A 16,197-nucleotide genomic window follows, 5' to 3' on the forward strand; every position below is an offset into this window, starting at 1 on the left:
AGAAGGAAAGCAAAATGAAAGCCAGTACTATTTTACTTTTTTTTATGTGTATATTTGCCTTAATATTTATCGTGCCAGGGTATGCTGATGATACAGAGCTATATGTAAATTACGATAAAGATTTAGCTGAAAAGACACGAGTATTATTTGTGTTAGATACATCAGGAAGTATGCTCCGTTCAGCAGAAACTGGTTTACAATGTCGTGATCCATACACTAGCTTTTTATTAGAGTGTCCAGATAGCCGAATAAATGCAGCCCGAAATGTAATTACAAGAGTTATTAACTCCAACCCCGATATGGATTTTGGTTTATTTCGTTTTTCAGCGAATGAAGGTGGATATTTAAAAGCAAAGTTAGGAACAGATCACAAAACAATAAAAAATATTATTAGTAACATATCAGCTGGAGGATCTACTCCAGTCACAGAGACTTTATGGGAAACTTATCGGTATTTAACCGGGCAAAGTGTTGATTTTGCGAAACTAATTGATCCTTCAATGCGAGATACGACAGCGGAAAAAGATCAGCAATATGTGTCGCCTTTTAGTTCTCCAAATAAACGGTGTGATAATACAGTCAATATTATTCTTATTTCTGATGGTGAGCCTCAGTGGGATAATAGCCGTGATGCTTATATACAAAATATTTACCGAAACTATTTTGGTACAACAGCGCCTTCTTATCCTGTGAATGATTATGAACCAGATAGCCATTTAGCTGCATTAGCAAAAATTATTCATGGAACAAAGAATGTAAAGGTTGATTTGTATACCAAAACATCATCTGTAAATGACCAAGGGGTAATTTATACCGTAGGTTTTGGCAGTGGTATCACTGATAACAATGAAGCACTGCTTACGAAAACTGCTGAGTTTGGTGGCGGCCAATATCTTTTTGCAAATAATGCGAAAGGGTTATCTGAAGCAATCGATAAGGCCTTCGCAGTCATTAGAGAGGATAGTGGAGATTTTACTGCACCCGCTATTACTTCGAATAATAGAGATCAGACTCGTAGTAGAGATGCTTTGTATTACACGATGTTCTATCCAAGCACTAACGCTCGTTGGCGAGGAAACCTAAAGAAATTGAAAGTGTCGGGTGATTCAATCGTTGATGCAACTGGTAAGTCTGCATTGAATTCTCAAGGACTAATTGCTAAGAATGCAAGAACATTTTGGCTTCCAGATGAAGAGAGCCCTGATGGTAATTCTGTTGAATTAGGTGGGGTCAACCTTTACTTATCAAGTATTTCAAGTTTACCAAAAGGTGGACGCAAAGTTTTAAGTAACCTTAGTGGGCGTATGCTTAACTTTACCCGCTACCGTGTTGTTTATCACTATAATACAATTGCAAAGGCCGCTGCAGTTTTTGAAGCAAAACCAGAAGAAGTTGAAGATTTAATTAATTGGTCAAGAGGTCTCGATGTAGATGATGAGAATAATGATTACTCAACATCTGACTCACGAAAAGATATTTTTGGTGACCCACTTCACTCTAGGCCTGTCACTATTGATTATGGTAACGATGACGTTCGTATTTTAATAGGTACAAATGCTGGCTACTTACATATGTTTCAAGATAAGAACGATGTGTTAAGTGAAAGTTGGGCTTTCATTCCTAGACATCTATATAAAATTATAAAACCGCTGAGAGATAACCAGAGAAATAATAAAGTTTATGGTATCGATGGGCCTATCTCGGTATTTTTTGATGATAAAAATAAGGATGGTATTGTTGGTAAAGGTGATCGAGTTTGGGCATTTTTTGGTTTAAGGCGAGGCGGTAATAATTACTACGGACTTGATATTACAAAGCCTGATTCACCAAAAGTAATGTGGGGGGGACCAATTGTTGGCGGTTCTGGTGATTTTCAAGAACTAGCTCAAACATGGTCTAAAGCACAAGTAGCCTATATAAATTTGCGAGGCTATAAAGACCGTCCTGTACTCATCTTTGGTGCGGGCTATGATACCAACAAAGATAATAGACAACGTTCATCAGACTCTAAAGGAAGGGGAATATATATTGTTGATGCAGAGACAGGAAAAAAAATCTGGGCGCTGACACCATCGCAAAATGGTTTCCAAGGAAAGCACAGTATAGCTTCTGATATTGCTCTTGTTGACTCTGACTATGATGGTTATATAGATCGTTTGTATGCGAGCGACACAGGTGGAGATATTTGGCGAATTGATATGGCTACAGATAACTCCAATAATTGGACACACTTCAAGTTAGCGAGCCTTGGAGGTACTTATGCTAGTACAGATCGGCGTTTCTTCTATAAACCAACTATTGCAAGAAGTGTGTACAGTAAAGTTTCTGAGGTTGTTGTTAATGGTAAGTCAACAATAACACGTTTAGATACTCCGTTTGATGCGGTTTTAATAGGCAGTGGGAACCGTGCAAAGCCGACTTTGACATCGGTAAAAGATCAGTTATTTATGATCCGGGATATAAATACTGTGACTAAGTCTTTCACTGGGAATAATGTCCCTACTACAATTACTCACTCTGATTTAATGAATGTAAGTTCTGATCCATTTGCCAAGCAACTAGATGATATTAAAGGCTTTGTTAACCTTGAAATTGAGTTATCTCGTTTTCATGGTTGGTATTATAACTTGCCGATAAAAGGAGAGAAATCGTTAGCCGCAAGTACTGTTGTGGGTGGTGTCGCCTACTTTACAAGTTTTTCACCGGGTTCGACAAGTAATATTACAGACCAATGTAGTCTAAGCGGGGGAAGTGGGGGGCTCTATGCTTTTCACTTGCATTATGGAACAAAAGTATATGATGAACTTAAGTACGAAACTGGGAATGATGTACCTGATACACCGCAATTATTTTTCGGTGAAAATGATAAAGGTGAAAGCCAGTTCATGTTGATTGGAACTGGAATCATTGGTGAAAAAGCGCCATTTGTGGCAAAAGGGGTTTTGGGTCCCGGATTGAACATTGAAAATGGTAAAGTCAAATTAGTCAGTAATGATCGGCTTGGATTTGAAGTTCAACAAACTTATATATATAAACAAGAAAGGTTTGACCAAAGTCAGTGAAAATTAATGGTTTATAATTGATTGCTGATGATAACCTTTATTTGTGGTGTTATTTCTCTCTTTTTGGGATGTTAAATACCATTATAATATTTTTGTGAGGCCTTTGGGTTTATAAATTAATATCTACTGGAATATGGAAATAATCCTTTTAGGTTGTTTGGGTTTTGTTTTTTGGTTATTTTTTACTGCTTTTTTAAGGTGTTAACTAACCCTTTGAATGTTACTTATAGCTAATGAATACTTTTTCAAATGGTTAAATGTTTATTGTAGTGAATGTCTGTATTAAAAAGTGGTGTTTTCTATAAACAAATTTCAGTACTTATGTTTTAATTCAATATAATTGGTTATAATTAATGTAATCTAGATTTTAGTTTTAATTATACATATTAAGTTATATCTTTATCAAAGAGTAACTAGATTTTAAGTTTGAAAAATAGCTTAGTACTATGAACAATTGCAGGCAAGTAAGTTAAGCATTGGGCTACTTGAACTGCACTCTTTTTTAACATTGGCATCGAGTTGGGTTTTGTGATGAAAATAGGAAAATTAATTAGCAAACTCTTGCTAAATTGTGCTGTGATTTTCAGTATGATGACCCATGCGGAAGACATCGAATTGTATGTTAATCACAATGTTGATTTAGATGAAAAACCACGCGTACTCATTGTTTTTGACACCTCAGGTAGTATGGCGTTTTCAACCAGCTCAGGTAATAGTTGCGGTTATTCTGGTGGCTATATTTTGTGCAGCGATAGCCGATTAGGCGTTGCACAAGATGCGATAACTAAACTTGTAGATGGTAATGATGATATTGATTTTGGTCTTATGCGTTTTAATAGTACTAGCGGTGGTTATGTACTAGCGGGTATTGGTTCGCCAATGTCAACGCTGAAAACGACGATCGCCAATTTACCTGCTGATGGAGGGACACCGCTAACTGAAACTCTCTGGGAAGCGTATCTATATATTACTGGGCAAAGTTTATATTATGGCGAGAAAGTTAATGAGCTATTTCGCGATACTTCTGTAGAAAGTAAAACATCAACAACAAATAGAGTCAGGAAGTGTAACTGGTGGGGGTGCTGGTGGGAAAATGAAACAGTTACTAATTACACTTATATCTCTCCTTTTGATAACCCTGATGAAGTAAAGCGCTGTGATAACTCAGTTAATGTAATTTACATGACTGATGGTGACCCATCTGCGGGCTCTGATAATGAGCAAGACTCAAACATAAGCAGTTTACACAAGTCGTATTTCGGTAGCTCTCTATCAGATAGCGATAAAATTGCTGGTGTGTATTTGCACAAGCTTGCAAAAATTATCCATGGAACTGACAATGTTGAAGTTGATCTACGTCCAGATACTTCCGAAATTCATGAAACAGGTCGGGTTTACACCATAGGTTTTGGCTCTGGAATGAGCGACAATGGTAAACGTTTGTTGTCTGAAACCGCTCGCCTTGGAGGTGGTAAGTACCTTCATGCCAATACCTCTGATCAATTATCAGAGGCTTTAAAAAATACCATAACTCAAATTCGAGAGGTCAATGACAGTTTTACAGCTCCCTCTGTAGCGAGTAACAACGTAGATCAAACACGCAGCCGAGAATCAATTTATTATGCGATGTTTTATCCTAAAACAGGAGCTCGTTGGCGTGGTAACTTGAAAAAGTTAAAAGTGTCTGGTGACCAAATTATTGATAAAGATGGTAAACAGGCTCTAAATGAAGATGGTCTTATAGATAAAAATGCAAAAACATTTTGGTTACCAAGTGGTGAAAATGCTGATGGCAATTCAGTAGAGCTAGGTGGCGTGAACTTATATCTTTCTAATTCTTCAAGCGTTCCTAATCAAGGCAGAAAGGTTATCACCAATGTTAATGGCCGATTACTTAATTTCACTCGTTACCGAGTTGTTTTTCATTATGGAACAATAGCAAAAGCAGCAGTCGATTTTGAAGCGGACGCCAATGAAGTTGAGGATCTTATAAATTGGTCAAGAGGTCTTGATATTGATGATGAAGATAAAGATGGTTCAACAACTGATTCGCGCAAAGATATCTTTGGTGATCCACTACATTCAAAACCTGTAACGATTGATTATGGAAATGATGATATCCGTATTTTAATCGGAACTAATGCAGGTTATTTGCATATGTTTCAAGATAAAAATGATGTACTAAGTGAAAGCTGGGCATTTATCCCTAGAAGCTTATATAAAATTATAAAGCCACTTCGTGAGAATCAAGCAGATACAAAGGTCTATGGTGTTGACGGGCCAATTTCAATATTTTTTGATGATAAAAATAATGATGGGATAGTTAATGACTCAGATCGTGTTTGGGCATTTTTTGGCCTAAGACGAGGTGGTAACAAGTATTATGGCCTTGATATTACTAATCCTGATTCTCCCAAATTATTATGGGATGAGCCTATTACAGGTGGAACAGGCGACTTTTCAGAGCTGGCACAAACATGGTCTAAGCCAACGGTGACGTACGTTAACTTAAGTGGATACAAAGATAAACCTGTGCTTATATTTGGTGCAGGTTATGATACCAACAAAGATAATGTTATTCGTACAAACGATAGTAAAGGACGAGGCGTTTTTATTGTTGATGCCGAAACAGGAAAGAAAATATGGGCCTTAACGCCAAATGAAAATGGATTTACAGGTAATCACAGTATTGCCTCAGATATAACGGTTTTAGATTCTGACTACGATGGTTATGTTGATCGTTTATACGCAACAGATACAGGTGGAGATATTTGGCGAATTGATATGCCATCTGAGAATTATAATGATTCAACAGAGCCATGGACACATTTTAAGTTAGCTAGTTTAGGCAGTACATTAGCTACCCAAGATCGTCGTTTTTTCTATAAGCCTATGATTGCCAGGACCATGTTTAGCAAAGTATCTAAAACAACTTATCAAGGTGAATCAATTACAACACGTATTGATACTCCATTTGATGCCGTATTAATAGGTAGCGGGAATCGCTCAAAACCGTTATCAACAGCAACAAATGATCAGCTTTTTATGATACGCGATATCAATACGGTAACTCAGTCATTTATGGGAACGGATGTACCAGCGCCTATCACTCAAGCTGATTTAATGGATGTGGGGTCAGATCCATTCGGTAATGCACTAGATGACGTGGATAAATTTACTGAGCTTGAAGTAGAGCTGGGTGAATTTAGCGGTTGGTATTACAACCTACCAACTACCGGTGAAAAGTCACTAGCGGCAAGTACCGTAATAGGTGGCGTTGCTTACTTTACAAGTTTTTCACCAGCATCCACTACTGATTTAGTAAATCAATGTTCACTTACTGGGGGCTCTGGTAGCTTGTATGCTTTCCACTTACATTACGGCACTAAGGTATATGATAACTTAAAATTCACTACTTCTAATGATGTGCCTGACACACCTCAGCTCTACTTTGGTATAGGCGATAGCTGTGTCGATGGTAATAGTGATGGTTTCTGCGATGATAATACAAGTGAAAAGGTAAAAGAGCAAAGCCAATTCTTGTCTATAGGACCAGGTATTAAAGGTGAGCAAAACCCGTTTAAGGTTCAAGAAATTTTAGGTCCAGGGCTTACAATTGAAGATGGTAAAATCAAATTAGTGAGTGATGCAGTGCCAATTGGCTTTGGATTTAAAACGCAACAGACATTTATTTATAAGCAAGAAATAAACGATAACAGTAATTAATTCCCGTTCAAAGACTCTGCTTAACAGTTTAAAACTAACTTAGGCAGCGTTGTATGATGGAATTGAGTATTTATCTAATTGCATAATCGCGACTCTAAACCTATGATAAGTTTAAAGCGAAGAATGCTCTGAATTAACAAAAGCATAGGTATTAATTGTATGAATATAATAAAGAAAAAAAACCTAAAAGGTTTTACATTAATCGAGCTGATGATTGCTGTAGCAATCTTAGGAATTATTGCGAGCATTGCTATCCCAAGTTATTTTGAACATGTAAAACGTACAGCAAGAACAGAGGCAATAACCTCATTATTAGACGCGGCTAATAAACAAGAACAATACTTTGTTGATAATCGTGAGTATACAACTTCACTTTCTGCTCTAGGTGTTGCAGAAACAACAGAAAACAATTTTTATAAGTTAAAGGCGACTGTCAATAATAATGCCGGTACCTTTGAATTAGAGGCAACACCAGTATCAGGTCCGCCACTACAAGATTCAGAATGCACTAAATTAATAATTACAGACACAGGCCTTAAAAAATCTCAAGGTTCTGCTGATTCGAGCACTTGTTGGGGGAAATAGGCTTTAGCACTTATCAGTATCAATCATTCTGACTCGACCTATTGTACTGACCCTAATAGCAAGCCCTTTGAGGCTTGCTTTTATGTATTCTGGGCAGTATATAAAAGTGCCATTGTTTAAACCCACAGGCATACCTGTTGGGCTAAATGTTACTGAGTGACGTGGATAAGTCAGCATATCTAATTTATTTATTGCTTCAACTTCCAATAATTTGGTATCGCCACTTTCAAACACACCAAGCTCGCCTTTATCGACAAAGACAGTTAAAGATTTATGCCACATCGCCTTGTTACAACGGTTAAGCTCTAAAGCACAAAATGTCACATAGGCATTATTAGTTTGTGCCTTGAGGCGAGTAAATTGTAGTGCTCTTTTAACTGTATGCATATTACTTTCTAAGCGGTTATTGGCGAGGAGTGGCTTATATTCAAATAAAGCGAAATGCAGTAAAAACGAAAAAATTGATAAGACTATTAGGATTTCAATTAACATAGCACCTTTAAGGCTACGCAAGTAATTATTTGTCTTCATCCTTGAAGACTCCAAATCGCGACTATTTATTAAAATGTAATAGGAGCTTTGTATTTGTCAATTAAATAGAGTTAATTACATGTTTTTGTTGTTGTTCCTTCATACATTGCGGTGCCAGACTGTGAAATAGATAAGGCTTTATTGTTATCATTATTGCTACTTGAAGGGCAATATACGAATGTGCCTGGATCAGTTCTAATCATACCGCTAGTTTCAAATCTTATAACTCTTGCACCAGAAAAACTGAGCGAGCTATTATTGGGTATCTCTTCCATTACGCGCAAAATGATATCCCCTTGGCCAGGATTAAAAGTACCGTTAGGGCTTTTATCTACAAATACAAAAATACTTCCCAGGCTCCAGTCTCTTGAACAAAATATAGATTTATTTTGTTCAATTGATTCTGTATCGCCTGCGCAAACAATGACTAATTCATCACTACTCGTCGCTTTTGCTCGTGCAAAGCTGAGCGTGCGTTTTAATTCAAGCAAGTAGCTTTCGGCGCGGTCGCTTTCTAACATATCTGAGCTATCCCATAGCGCAATGACAGCAACGATGCCAACAATGGCAATCGTGACCATTAGTTCCAATAATGTAAAACCCCGTTGTAATGATTTCATTGTTATCTCTATTCTGAATCACTTTGTTTAATAATATCATGATTGCTGATTTAATCACCGTAATTCATAGCTTTGTTTGCCATCAGCAATTGGATTGTCTAAAATCGAGTCAATCGAGAAATAATAAGTAACCCTTAAAATGAAAAAAATCGAAGCAATTATTAAACCATTCAAGCTTGATGACGTGCGTGAAGCATTATCAGATGTTGGCATCACAGGGATGACGGTAAGTGAAGTTAAAGGCTTTGGCCGTCAAAAAGGACACACCGAGCTTTATCGTGGCGCTGAGTACATGGTGGACTTTTTACCTAAAGTAAAATTAGACATCGTTTTAAGCGATGAAGATGTTGACCGTGCAATTGATGTTATCGTTAAAACATCGCAGACAGGAAAAATTGGTGACGGTAAAATCTTTGTCACTGATGTTGAGCGAGTAGTGCGTATTCGTACCGCGGAAGAAGATGAAGACGCGATTTGATAAAATATTAGATTAATCGCAAACATTAAAAAGGCGCCCTAGGCGCCTTTTTTGCTTTTTAAATTATTTTAACGCTTGTTTGCTTCTCGCGTTGCTTTAGCGTGTTCACTTAGCTCAGATAAGCCAAGTTTATTGTAGCTTTTTTCCATGATCTCAAGCGCTTGATCAAGGTAACTACTTTGTGAGTAGTGCTCAACTACATATTTGCCACGGTTAGCAGCAGCAAGGTATGCTTCACGCTCATAGTAGTACTCAGCAACTTTTAACTCGTAGCGTGCCATTTTATTGAGTAACCACACAACACGTCTTTTTGCCTCTGGTGCATAAACACTATTAGGAAAACGTTTTAATAGTGTTGATAAATCAGTAAATGCAACACGAGTACGGTTTGCATCTCTGTCTGCACGGTCTACACCAAAATATTCTTGGAAGGCGTTTTCATCCGCTTTGATATTCACTAAGCCACGCATGTAGTACATATAGTCTAAATCTTTGTGGTTTGGATTTAAGCGAATAAAACGGTCGATAGTTGCCAGTGCTTGCTCAGTATTACCTGCTTGATAATGTGCATACACTAAGTCCATTTGTACTTGTTTTGATAGAGGACCAAAAGGGTAGCGAGAATCAATAGCGCTTAATAGCTCAATTGCACGAGCATATAAGCCAGAATCTAATGTTTGTTTGGCATCTTCATATAAAGCTTGCGCAGATTTATTAGGAACGCGTTGGATATCTTCTTGGTCGGGTGCTGATGAACAGGCACCTAAGCCAAGTACAGATACTGAAAAAACTATGGCGAACGCACGTTTCCCTATTTTATTTATCATTTTATTTCTTACCTTCGATGTCTTCGGCTAGGCCAAGTGAGGAAAACCGAGTAAACTATACGTATTATATTAAAGCGATTCTAACCCAGTCGAGCACAGCTTGCACTGGTAAATTGGGTAAAGTTACTAATGTCAGAGCAAATTTCTCTCCAAGCCGAGGTTCCAATTGACCTTGGCGGTAAACGTCTAGACCAAGTATTAGCGCAATTGTTCCCTGATTATTCTCGTTCACGTATAAAAACGTGGATTTTGGATGATAAAATCACTGTGAACGGCGAAATTTTAAACACACCACGTGAAAAACTACTCGGTGGCGAAACGGTGAGTGTTGAAACAACCATCGAAGCCCCTCGTGAATATGAAGCACAAAATATCAAATTAAACATCGTTTATGAAGACGATGATATTTTGGTAATTAATAAACCTATGGGGTTAGTGGTACATCCTGGTGCAGGTAACCCAGATGGCACAGTATTAAATGCTTTATTACACCATTACCCAGAGATCATCAATGTACCCCGTGCAGGTATTGTCCATCGTCTAGATAAAGACACCACAGGATTAATGGTGGTGGCTAAAACTATTCCGGCACAAACACATTTAGTATCTGCACTGCAAAAGCGTGAAAACTTCACCCGTGAATATGAAGCAATTTGTAATGGCACAATGACTGCTGGTGGTATGGTTGAAAAACCAATTGGTCGACATGCAACAAAACGTACTCACATGGCCGTGCATGAAATGGGCAAACCAGCGATAACACATTACCGTGTAGCAGAAAAATTCCGTGCTCATACACGCTTACGTTTACGATTAGAAACTGGTCGTACTCACCAAATTCGTGTACACATGGCTTACTTGAACCATCCATTGGTTGGTGATCAACTATATGGAGGTCGCCCGCGTCCGCCAAAAGGGGCTACACCTGAGCTGTTTCAAATGCTACGTGATTTTAAACGTCAAGCCTTACATGCCGTTAAGCTCTCTATTGCGCATCCAATTACGGGTGAGTTGATGACATGGCAAGCTCCAATTCCAGATGATATGGCTGCCATGACAGAAGCATTACGCGCAGATACCAAAGCAAACCCAAATATCGAGCTTTAATTGTGATGATCACACCAGCATGGACTGCACCCAAAACTGTTAGCGCAATCAGTACCACTCGAAAGGGGGGGGTTTCATTCGCACCGTTTGATAGTTTCAATTTGGGTTTACATGTTGGTGATGATGAACAAGCTGTACTTGCAAATCGTGCGCTACTAGCAAGTCACTTACCAAATCCCGCGGTTTGGTTAAACCAAGTTCATAGCAGTGATGTGGTTGTGGTTGATGAAAGGTGTGATTTAAGCCTAGTTCATTCTGCTGATGCGCTGTATACCAATATAGTAAAACAGCCGCTTGCGATAATGACAGCTGATTGTTTGCCTGTGTTACTTTGCTCGAATTCTGGCAATGAAATTGCAGCAGTGCATGGTGGCTGGCGTGGCTTATCACAAGGTATATTGGCAAAAACCATTTCGCATTTCAAAGTGCCTACAAGCGATATTATTGCTTGGTTAGGCCCTGCTATTGGTCCCTTACAATTTGAAGTTGGGCAAGAGGTTAAAGATTGCTTTTGTTCGCAAAACCCGCTTCACCAACTAGCATTTACAGCCAAACATGAAAAATACATGGCTGATATCTACTTATTAGCACGTCAGCAATTAGCGCAATTAGGCGTGGCCAATATTTCAGGTGGTGAATACTGTACAGTCAGTGATAAGTCACAATTTTTCTCTTATCGCCGCGACGGACAAACTGGTCGCATGGCGAGCTTGATCTGGCGCAATTAATACGCCTTTTTTGTGATTAAATTTTCTTCTCTTACTTGAACAAATCACTAACCATACCCATTAATTAAGCAATTAGATTTTTTAATAGGTAAACCCTTATGCGTTTAGATAGATTTACAAGTAAATTTCAATCTGCGCTTTCAGATGCGCAGTCATTAGCACTTGGGCGAGATCATCAATTTATTGAGCCTGTGCATTTAATGTATTCATTGCTTCAACAAAATGGCTCGAGTGTGCGTGCGCTACTTGCACAAGCCGGTGTGAGTGCTGATGAGTTAAACACCAAGTTATCTCAAGAAATCGAAAAACTGTTTAAAGTTGAAGGCATTGGTGGCGATGTTCAGCTGTCGAACAACCTGATTTCGTTAATTAACTTGTGTGATAAATATGCTCAAAAGCGAAAAGATAAATTCATTTCGAGTGAGTTATTTGTTCTTGCCGCGTGTGACGATAAAGGCCCATTAGGCGACATTTTTAAAGCGCTAAATATTACTTCTAGCAAAATTGAAGCAGCAATCGAAGCTATTCGTGGTGGTCAAAAGGTTGATGATCCGAATGCTGAAGAAACCCGTCAGGCATTAAAAAAATTCACAATCGATTTAACTGAGCGAGCAGAGCAAGGCAAGCTAGACCCTGTAATTGGCCGGGATGACGAAATTCGTCGTACTATTCAAGTATTACAACGCCGTACTAAAAATAATCCAGTGTTAATTGGTGAGCCGGGCGTGGGTAAAACGGCGATTGCCGAAGGTTTAGCACAGCGGATCATCAATGGAGAGGTACCTGAAGGCTTAAAGAATAAGCGAGTATTATCGCTTGATTTAGGTGCTTTAGTTGCTGGTGCTAAATACCGTGGTGAATTCGAAGAGCGTTTAAAGTCAGTGTTGAATGAACTAGCCAAAGAAGAAGGGCAAGTCATCCTCTTTATTGATGAAATCCATACTATGGTAGGCGCAGGTAAAACAGACGGCGCAATGGATGCAGGTAATATGCTAAAACCAGCACTTGCCCGTGGTGAGTTACATTGTGTAGGTGCCACAACTCTTGATGAGTATCGTCAATATATTGAAAAAGATGCCGCTTTAGAGCGTCGTTTCCAAAAAGTATTTGTTGATGAACCATCGGTTGAAGACACCATTGCGATTCTACGTGGTTTAAAAGAGCGTTATGAGCTTCATCACTCAGTTGATATTACCGATCCGGCCATTGTTGCTGCGGCGCAGCTGTCGCACCGTTACATTAGTGATCGCCAATTGCCAGATAAAGCGATTGATTTAATTGACGAAGCGGGCTCTTCAATTCGTTTGCAAATTGACTCAAAACCGGAATCTTTAGATAAGCTAGAGCGTCGTATTATTCAGTTAAAACTGGAAGATAACGCCCTTGCAAAAGAGAAAGACGAAGCGAGCCAAAAACGTCGTACTGAGATGCAAGAGTTGATCACTGAACTTGAAGCCCAATACCGCGAACTAGACGAAGTTTGGAATGCTGAGAAGGCTTCATTACAGGGCACACAAGTCATTAAAGCTGAGCTTGAGCAAGCGCGTCTTGATTTAGATGTTGCGCGTCGTGCAAGTGATTTACAGCGCATGTCTGAACTCCAGTATGGTCGTATTCCTGAACTTGAGCGTAAACTTGACCTTGCTTCACAGGCCGAAATGCAAGAAATGAGCTTGCTTAAAAACCAAGTTGGTGAAGACGAAATCGCAGAGATTTTATCGCGTTGGACAGGTATTCCTGTATCCAAAATGTTGCAAGGGGAGCGCGAAAAGCTACTTAAGATGGAAGATGAACTGCATCATAAAGTGATTGGTCAAGATGAAGCCGTTGTAGCGGTTGCGAATGCAATTCGTCGCTCTCGAGCAGGGCTTGCTGATCCAAATCGCCCAATCGGTTCATTCTTATTCTTAGGCCCGACAGGGGTAGGTAAAACTGAGCTGACCAAAGCACTAGCCAGCTTCATGTTTGACACTGAAGATGCCATGGTGCGCATTGATATGTCGGAGTTTATGGAGAAACACTCGGTGGCACGTTTAGTGGGTGCACCTCCGGGTTATGTTGGCTATGAAGAGGGGGGCTATTTAACTGAAGCAGTTCGCCGTCGTCCGTATTCAGTCATTTTATTGGATGAGGTCGAAAAAGCGCACCCTGATGTATTTAACATCTTACTGCAAGTACTTGATGATGGCCGCTTAACGGATGGTCAGGGCCGTACCGTTGATTTCAAAAATACGGTTATCATTATGACTTCTAACTTAGGCTCTGACATTATCCAAGAGCAAGCTGGTTCAAATGATTATGCAGGCTTAAAAGAAAAAGTGATGGGCGTATTGGTTAGTCAGTTCCGTCCTGAGTTTATTAACCGAATCGACGAAACCGTGGTATTCCATCCACTTGCTAATGAACACATTAAAGAAATTGCTGACATTCAGTTAAGTAAGCTACGTGAGCGATTAACTGAAAAAGGCTACATTCTTGAAGTAACGGATGCAGCCCTAGACCGCATCGCTGAAAGTGGTTTTGATCCAGTGTATGGGGCAAGGCCTTTAAAACGTGCTATACAACATACCATTGAAAATCCATTAGCACAGCGATTATTAGGTGGGGATTACCAGCCGGGTGCCATCATCCATATTGATGCTGATGAGAATGGACTTGTTTTCTCGAGTCGTTAATTAGCCCTAAAAACAAAAGCCGCATCATTTTGACGCGGCTTTTTTGTATCAGTTAAGTTTAAACTTTAAAGGTTAACAGCATATCGTTAACTTTGCGCGAGCCTTCAACAAGCCCCGCTGCATCTTTAGCGACGTTGTAGCTAAGCTTTAAGTTCTCTTCGCTGTGTCCTTTTATGCTTTCTACATTTTCGCGTATATCGGTGCTGACAACTTGTTGTTCCTCTGCAGCCGTCGAAATCTCAGTCGCAAGGCCTGATATTTCATCAATTTGTGCGAAGATGCTCGCTAGCTCAGTTTGAGTGTGAGCTGTAGTATCAACACAATTATCTGCTTGCGCTTTAGTTGATTGCATCACTTTAGACCAGCTAAATAACGTATCTTGGATCTCTTTAATTGAGCTGTGAATTTGTGCTGTCGCATTTTGAGTACGTGAAGAAAGTGCGCGTACTTCATCTGCTACAACCGCAAAACCACGGCCATGCTCACCTGCACGTGCTGCTTCAATTGCAGCATTCAGCGCTAATAAGTTTGTTTGTTCAGCAATGCCTTCAATCTCACTCATTACTTGGCCTATTTTGTCAGCTTCACTAGCAAGAGAGTTAGCGGTAGTGGCTGCTTGCTCTACTTGGTTAGCTAGATCAGACACCATGCTGCTATTATCTTCAATATGCAGTTTGATATCATTACAGCTTTGGTAAGTTGTTTTAACCTTGTCAGCAGTGTGATGAGTATTTGCTGAAATCTCGCCAATAGTTGCACTCATTTGTGTCATTGCCGTAGCAATATCACTTAAACGTTGACCTTGTGCAGCAATACCTTGCTCGGTTAGTGACGATTGTTTATCTAAGTTGGTAGCAATGTCTTTGAATGAGTAAGTAGAGTCTTTAACACGACCTAATACAGTTCTAAGCTTAGCGAACAGCATTTGCTGATTATAGGCAGCAATACTAAAAGGGTGTGAACCTGAATACACATAGCGTGATACTGAATCAAACTCTGCACGTTGCTGCTTTAAATGGCTTGGGGTTACAACGAGCTCGTCATAATTTAATGCAAAAAGGAGTGCTACAACGGCACAGCTCGCTAAGGCAACCATCCATGAAGTAGTAAACGCTAAGCCGACAATGCCTGCAAATAAAATAACCGCAGACAAAATTTGTCTCAGCGAAATATTTTCACGAAATGACGCGACTGATTTTCCATTATTAATCTTAGTGTACAGTGCCGTTGCACGGTCTTTTAATTGTTCAGATGGCTTAGTTCGAACTGACTGATAGCCAACCAACTGACCATGTTCATAAATGGGTGTAACAAATGCATCAACCCAATAGTAACGACCATCTTTACAGAGATTTTTAACCATGCCACGCCAAGAGTGGCCTTGCTTTAGTTTTTCCCACATTTCTTTAAATGCCGCTTTTGGCATGTCAGGGTGGCGAACAATATTATGATTTTTTCCGAGTAGCTCTTCCTCGGTGTAACCTGCAATCGTACAAAATTCCTTATTTACGTATGTGATGACACCGCGTAAATCTGTAGTAGAGACAAGCTCTTGATTATCAGAGTATGTCACTTCTTGATTAATGATTTCTTGCCCACGACGCATATGAGTCCTCGAAATATACTTTTTTATGGTGTGCGGATTATAGTCTCAGAAAAATGTAAGGGAAGGGGGTGCATATAGATAACTATGAAAGTTTTAAAAATTTCATCTTCCCTTTGATCTAAAACAATATCTTGCTTGAATTATTATGTTTAGCCTCAGTCTTTTATATTAGTTAAAAGCCTCAGTATCCTCAAGAAATAAGTCTAAATAGTATTTTAAATGTTTTTAGCAACAATGAAGTGCCGCCAAAGC

The 16,197-nt window shown here is 39.2% G+C and carries 11 protein-coding genes; 7 read left to right on the forward strand and 4 right to left on the reverse strand.

Annotated elements, in window-relative coordinates:
- The first annotated feature begins 14 nt into the window (after positions 1-14).
- From J3455_RS05345 to J3455_RS05355, 3 genes are all read left to right on the forward strand, one after another.
- On the forward strand, positions 15-3,062 hold the full coding sequence (locus J3455_RS05345) for a PilC/PilY family type IV pilus protein (RefSeq protein WP_349561299.1): 3,048 nt from the start codon (positions 15-17) through the stop codon (positions 3,060-3,062).
- Between the two features lie 531 nt (positions 3,063-3,593).
- Positions 3,594-6,788, forward strand: a complete 3,195-nt coding sequence (locus tag J3455_RS05350) for a pilus assembly protein (protein WP_502935088.1) — start codon at positions 3,594-3,596, stop codon at positions 6,786-6,788.
- 159 nt (positions 6,789-6,947) lie between these two features.
- The gene (locus J3455_RS05355; protein WP_130051911.1) at positions 6,948-7,373 is read left to right on the forward strand and encodes a type IV pilin protein; all 426 of its coding nucleotides are present in this window, start codon (positions 6,948-6,950) and stop codon (positions 7,371-7,373) included.
- 3 nt (positions 7,374-7,376) lie between these two features.
- Here J3455_RS05355 and J3455_RS05360 read toward each other — a convergent pair whose 3' ends face one another.
- Together J3455_RS05360 and J3455_RS05365 are read right to left on the reverse strand one after the other, a co-directional pair.
- Positions 7,377-7,904 (reverse strand): GspH/FimT family pseudopilin, encoded by a 528-nt coding sequence (locus J3455_RS05360; protein WP_167658483.1) that lies wholly within the window; start codon positions 7,902-7,904, stop codon positions 7,377-7,379.
- 71 nt (positions 7,905-7,975) lie between these two features.
- Positions 7,976-8,524: a GspH/FimT family pseudopilin gene (locus J3455_RS05365; RefSeq protein ID WP_130051909.1), complete on the reverse strand. Its 549-nt coding sequence runs from the start codon at positions 8,522-8,524 to the stop codon at positions 7,976-7,978.
- Positions 8,525-8,663: 139 nt separating this feature from the next.
- On the opposite strand from J3455_RS05365, the gene J3455_RS05370 reads away from it, so the two are divergent.
- Positions 8,664-9,002: a P-II family nitrogen regulator gene (locus J3455_RS05370; protein WP_054551748.1), complete on the forward strand. Its 339-nt coding sequence runs from the start codon at positions 8,664-8,666 to the stop codon at positions 9,000-9,002.
- 68 nt (positions 9,003-9,070) lie between these two features.
- On the opposite strand, the gene J3455_RS05375 is transcribed toward J3455_RS05370, so the two are convergent.
- A complete protein-coding gene (locus J3455_RS05375) occupies positions 9,071-9,829 on the reverse strand; it encodes an outer membrane protein assembly factor BamD (protein WP_130051908.1) in 759 nt (252 codons plus the stop codon).
- Positions 9,830-9,958: 129 nt separating this feature from the next.
- On the opposite strand from J3455_RS05375, the gene rluD reads away from it, so the two are divergent.
- The 3 genes from rluD (at position 9,959) to clpB (ending at position 14,339) form a co-directional block, all read left to right on the forward strand.
- Positions 9,959-10,936, forward strand: a complete 978-nt coding sequence (rluD, locus tag J3455_RS05380) for a 23S rRNA pseudouridine(1911/1915/1917) synthase RluD (protein WP_130051907.1) — start codon at positions 9,959-9,961, stop codon at positions 10,934-10,936.
- Positions 10,936-11,664: a peptidoglycan editing factor PgeF gene (gene pgeF, locus J3455_RS05385; RefSeq protein ID WP_502508253.1), complete on the forward strand. Its 729-nt coding sequence runs from the start codon at positions 10,936-10,938 to the stop codon at positions 11,662-11,664. Before rluD ends, pgeF begins: the two co-directional genes overlap by 1 nt.
- Positions 11,665-11,762: 98 nt before the next feature.
- Positions 11,763-14,339, forward strand: a complete 2,577-nt coding sequence (gene clpB / locus J3455_RS05390; protein ID WP_130051906.1) for an ATP-dependent chaperone ClpB — start codon at positions 11,763-11,765, stop codon at positions 14,337-14,339.
- A gap of 58 nt (positions 14,340-14,397) precedes the next feature.
- Here clpB and J3455_RS05395 read toward each other — a convergent pair whose 3' ends face one another.
- Positions 14,398-15,945, reverse strand: coding sequence for a methyl-accepting chemotaxis protein (locus J3455_RS05395; protein ID WP_167658485.1), 1,548 nt, complete (start codon positions 15,943-15,945; stop codon positions 14,398-14,400).
- Positions 15,946-16,197 lie beyond the last annotated feature (252 nt).

The sequence above is a fragment of the Pseudoalteromonas sp. NFXS39 genome, assembly GCF_040148775.1.
GTDB classification, from domain to species: Bacteria; Pseudomonadota; Gammaproteobacteria; order Enterobacterales; family Alteromonadaceae; genus Pseudoalteromonas; species Pseudoalteromonas apostichopi.

What these genes read in the sequence shown, in the direction of transcription:
- J3455_RS05345 (WP_349561299.1), top strand. Translation starts at nt 15, where the DNA reads ATGAAAGCCAGTACTATTTTACTTTTTTTTATGTGTATATTTGCCTTA.
- J3455_RS05350 (WP_502935088.1), top strand. Translation starts at nt 3,594, where the DNA reads ATGAAAATAGGAAAATTAATTAGCAAACTCTTGCTAAATTGTGCTGTG.
- J3455_RS05355 (WP_130051911.1), top strand. Translation starts at nt 6,948, where the DNA reads ATGAATATAATAAAGAAAAAAAACCTAAAAGGTTTTACATTAATCGAG.
- J3455_RS05360 (WP_167658483.1), bottom strand. Translation starts at nt 7,904, where the DNA reads ATGAAGACAAATAATTACTTGCGTAGCCTTAAAGGTGCTATGTTAATT.
- J3455_RS05365 (WP_130051909.1), bottom strand. Translation starts at nt 8,524, where the DNA reads ATGAAATCATTACAACGGGGTTTTACATTATTGGAACTAATGGTCACG.
- J3455_RS05370 (WP_054551748.1), top strand. Translation starts at nt 8,664, where the DNA reads ATGAAAAAAATCGAAGCAATTATTAAACCATTCAAGCTTGATGACGTG.
- J3455_RS05375 (WP_130051908.1), bottom strand. Translation starts at nt 9,829, where the DNA reads ATGATAAATAAAATAGGGAAACGTGCGTTCGCCATAGTTTTTTCAGTA.
- rluD (WP_130051907.1), top strand. Translation starts at nt 9,959, where the DNA reads ATGTCAGAGCAAATTTCTCTCCAAGCCGAGGTTCCAATTGACCTTGGC.
- clpB (WP_130051906.1), top strand. Translation starts at nt 11,763, where the DNA reads ATGCGTTTAGATAGATTTACAAGTAAATTTCAATCTGCGCTTTCAGAT.
- J3455_RS05395 (WP_167658485.1), bottom strand. Translation starts at nt 15,945, where the DNA reads ATGCGTCGTGGGCAAGAAATCATTAATCAAGAAGTGACATACTCTGAT.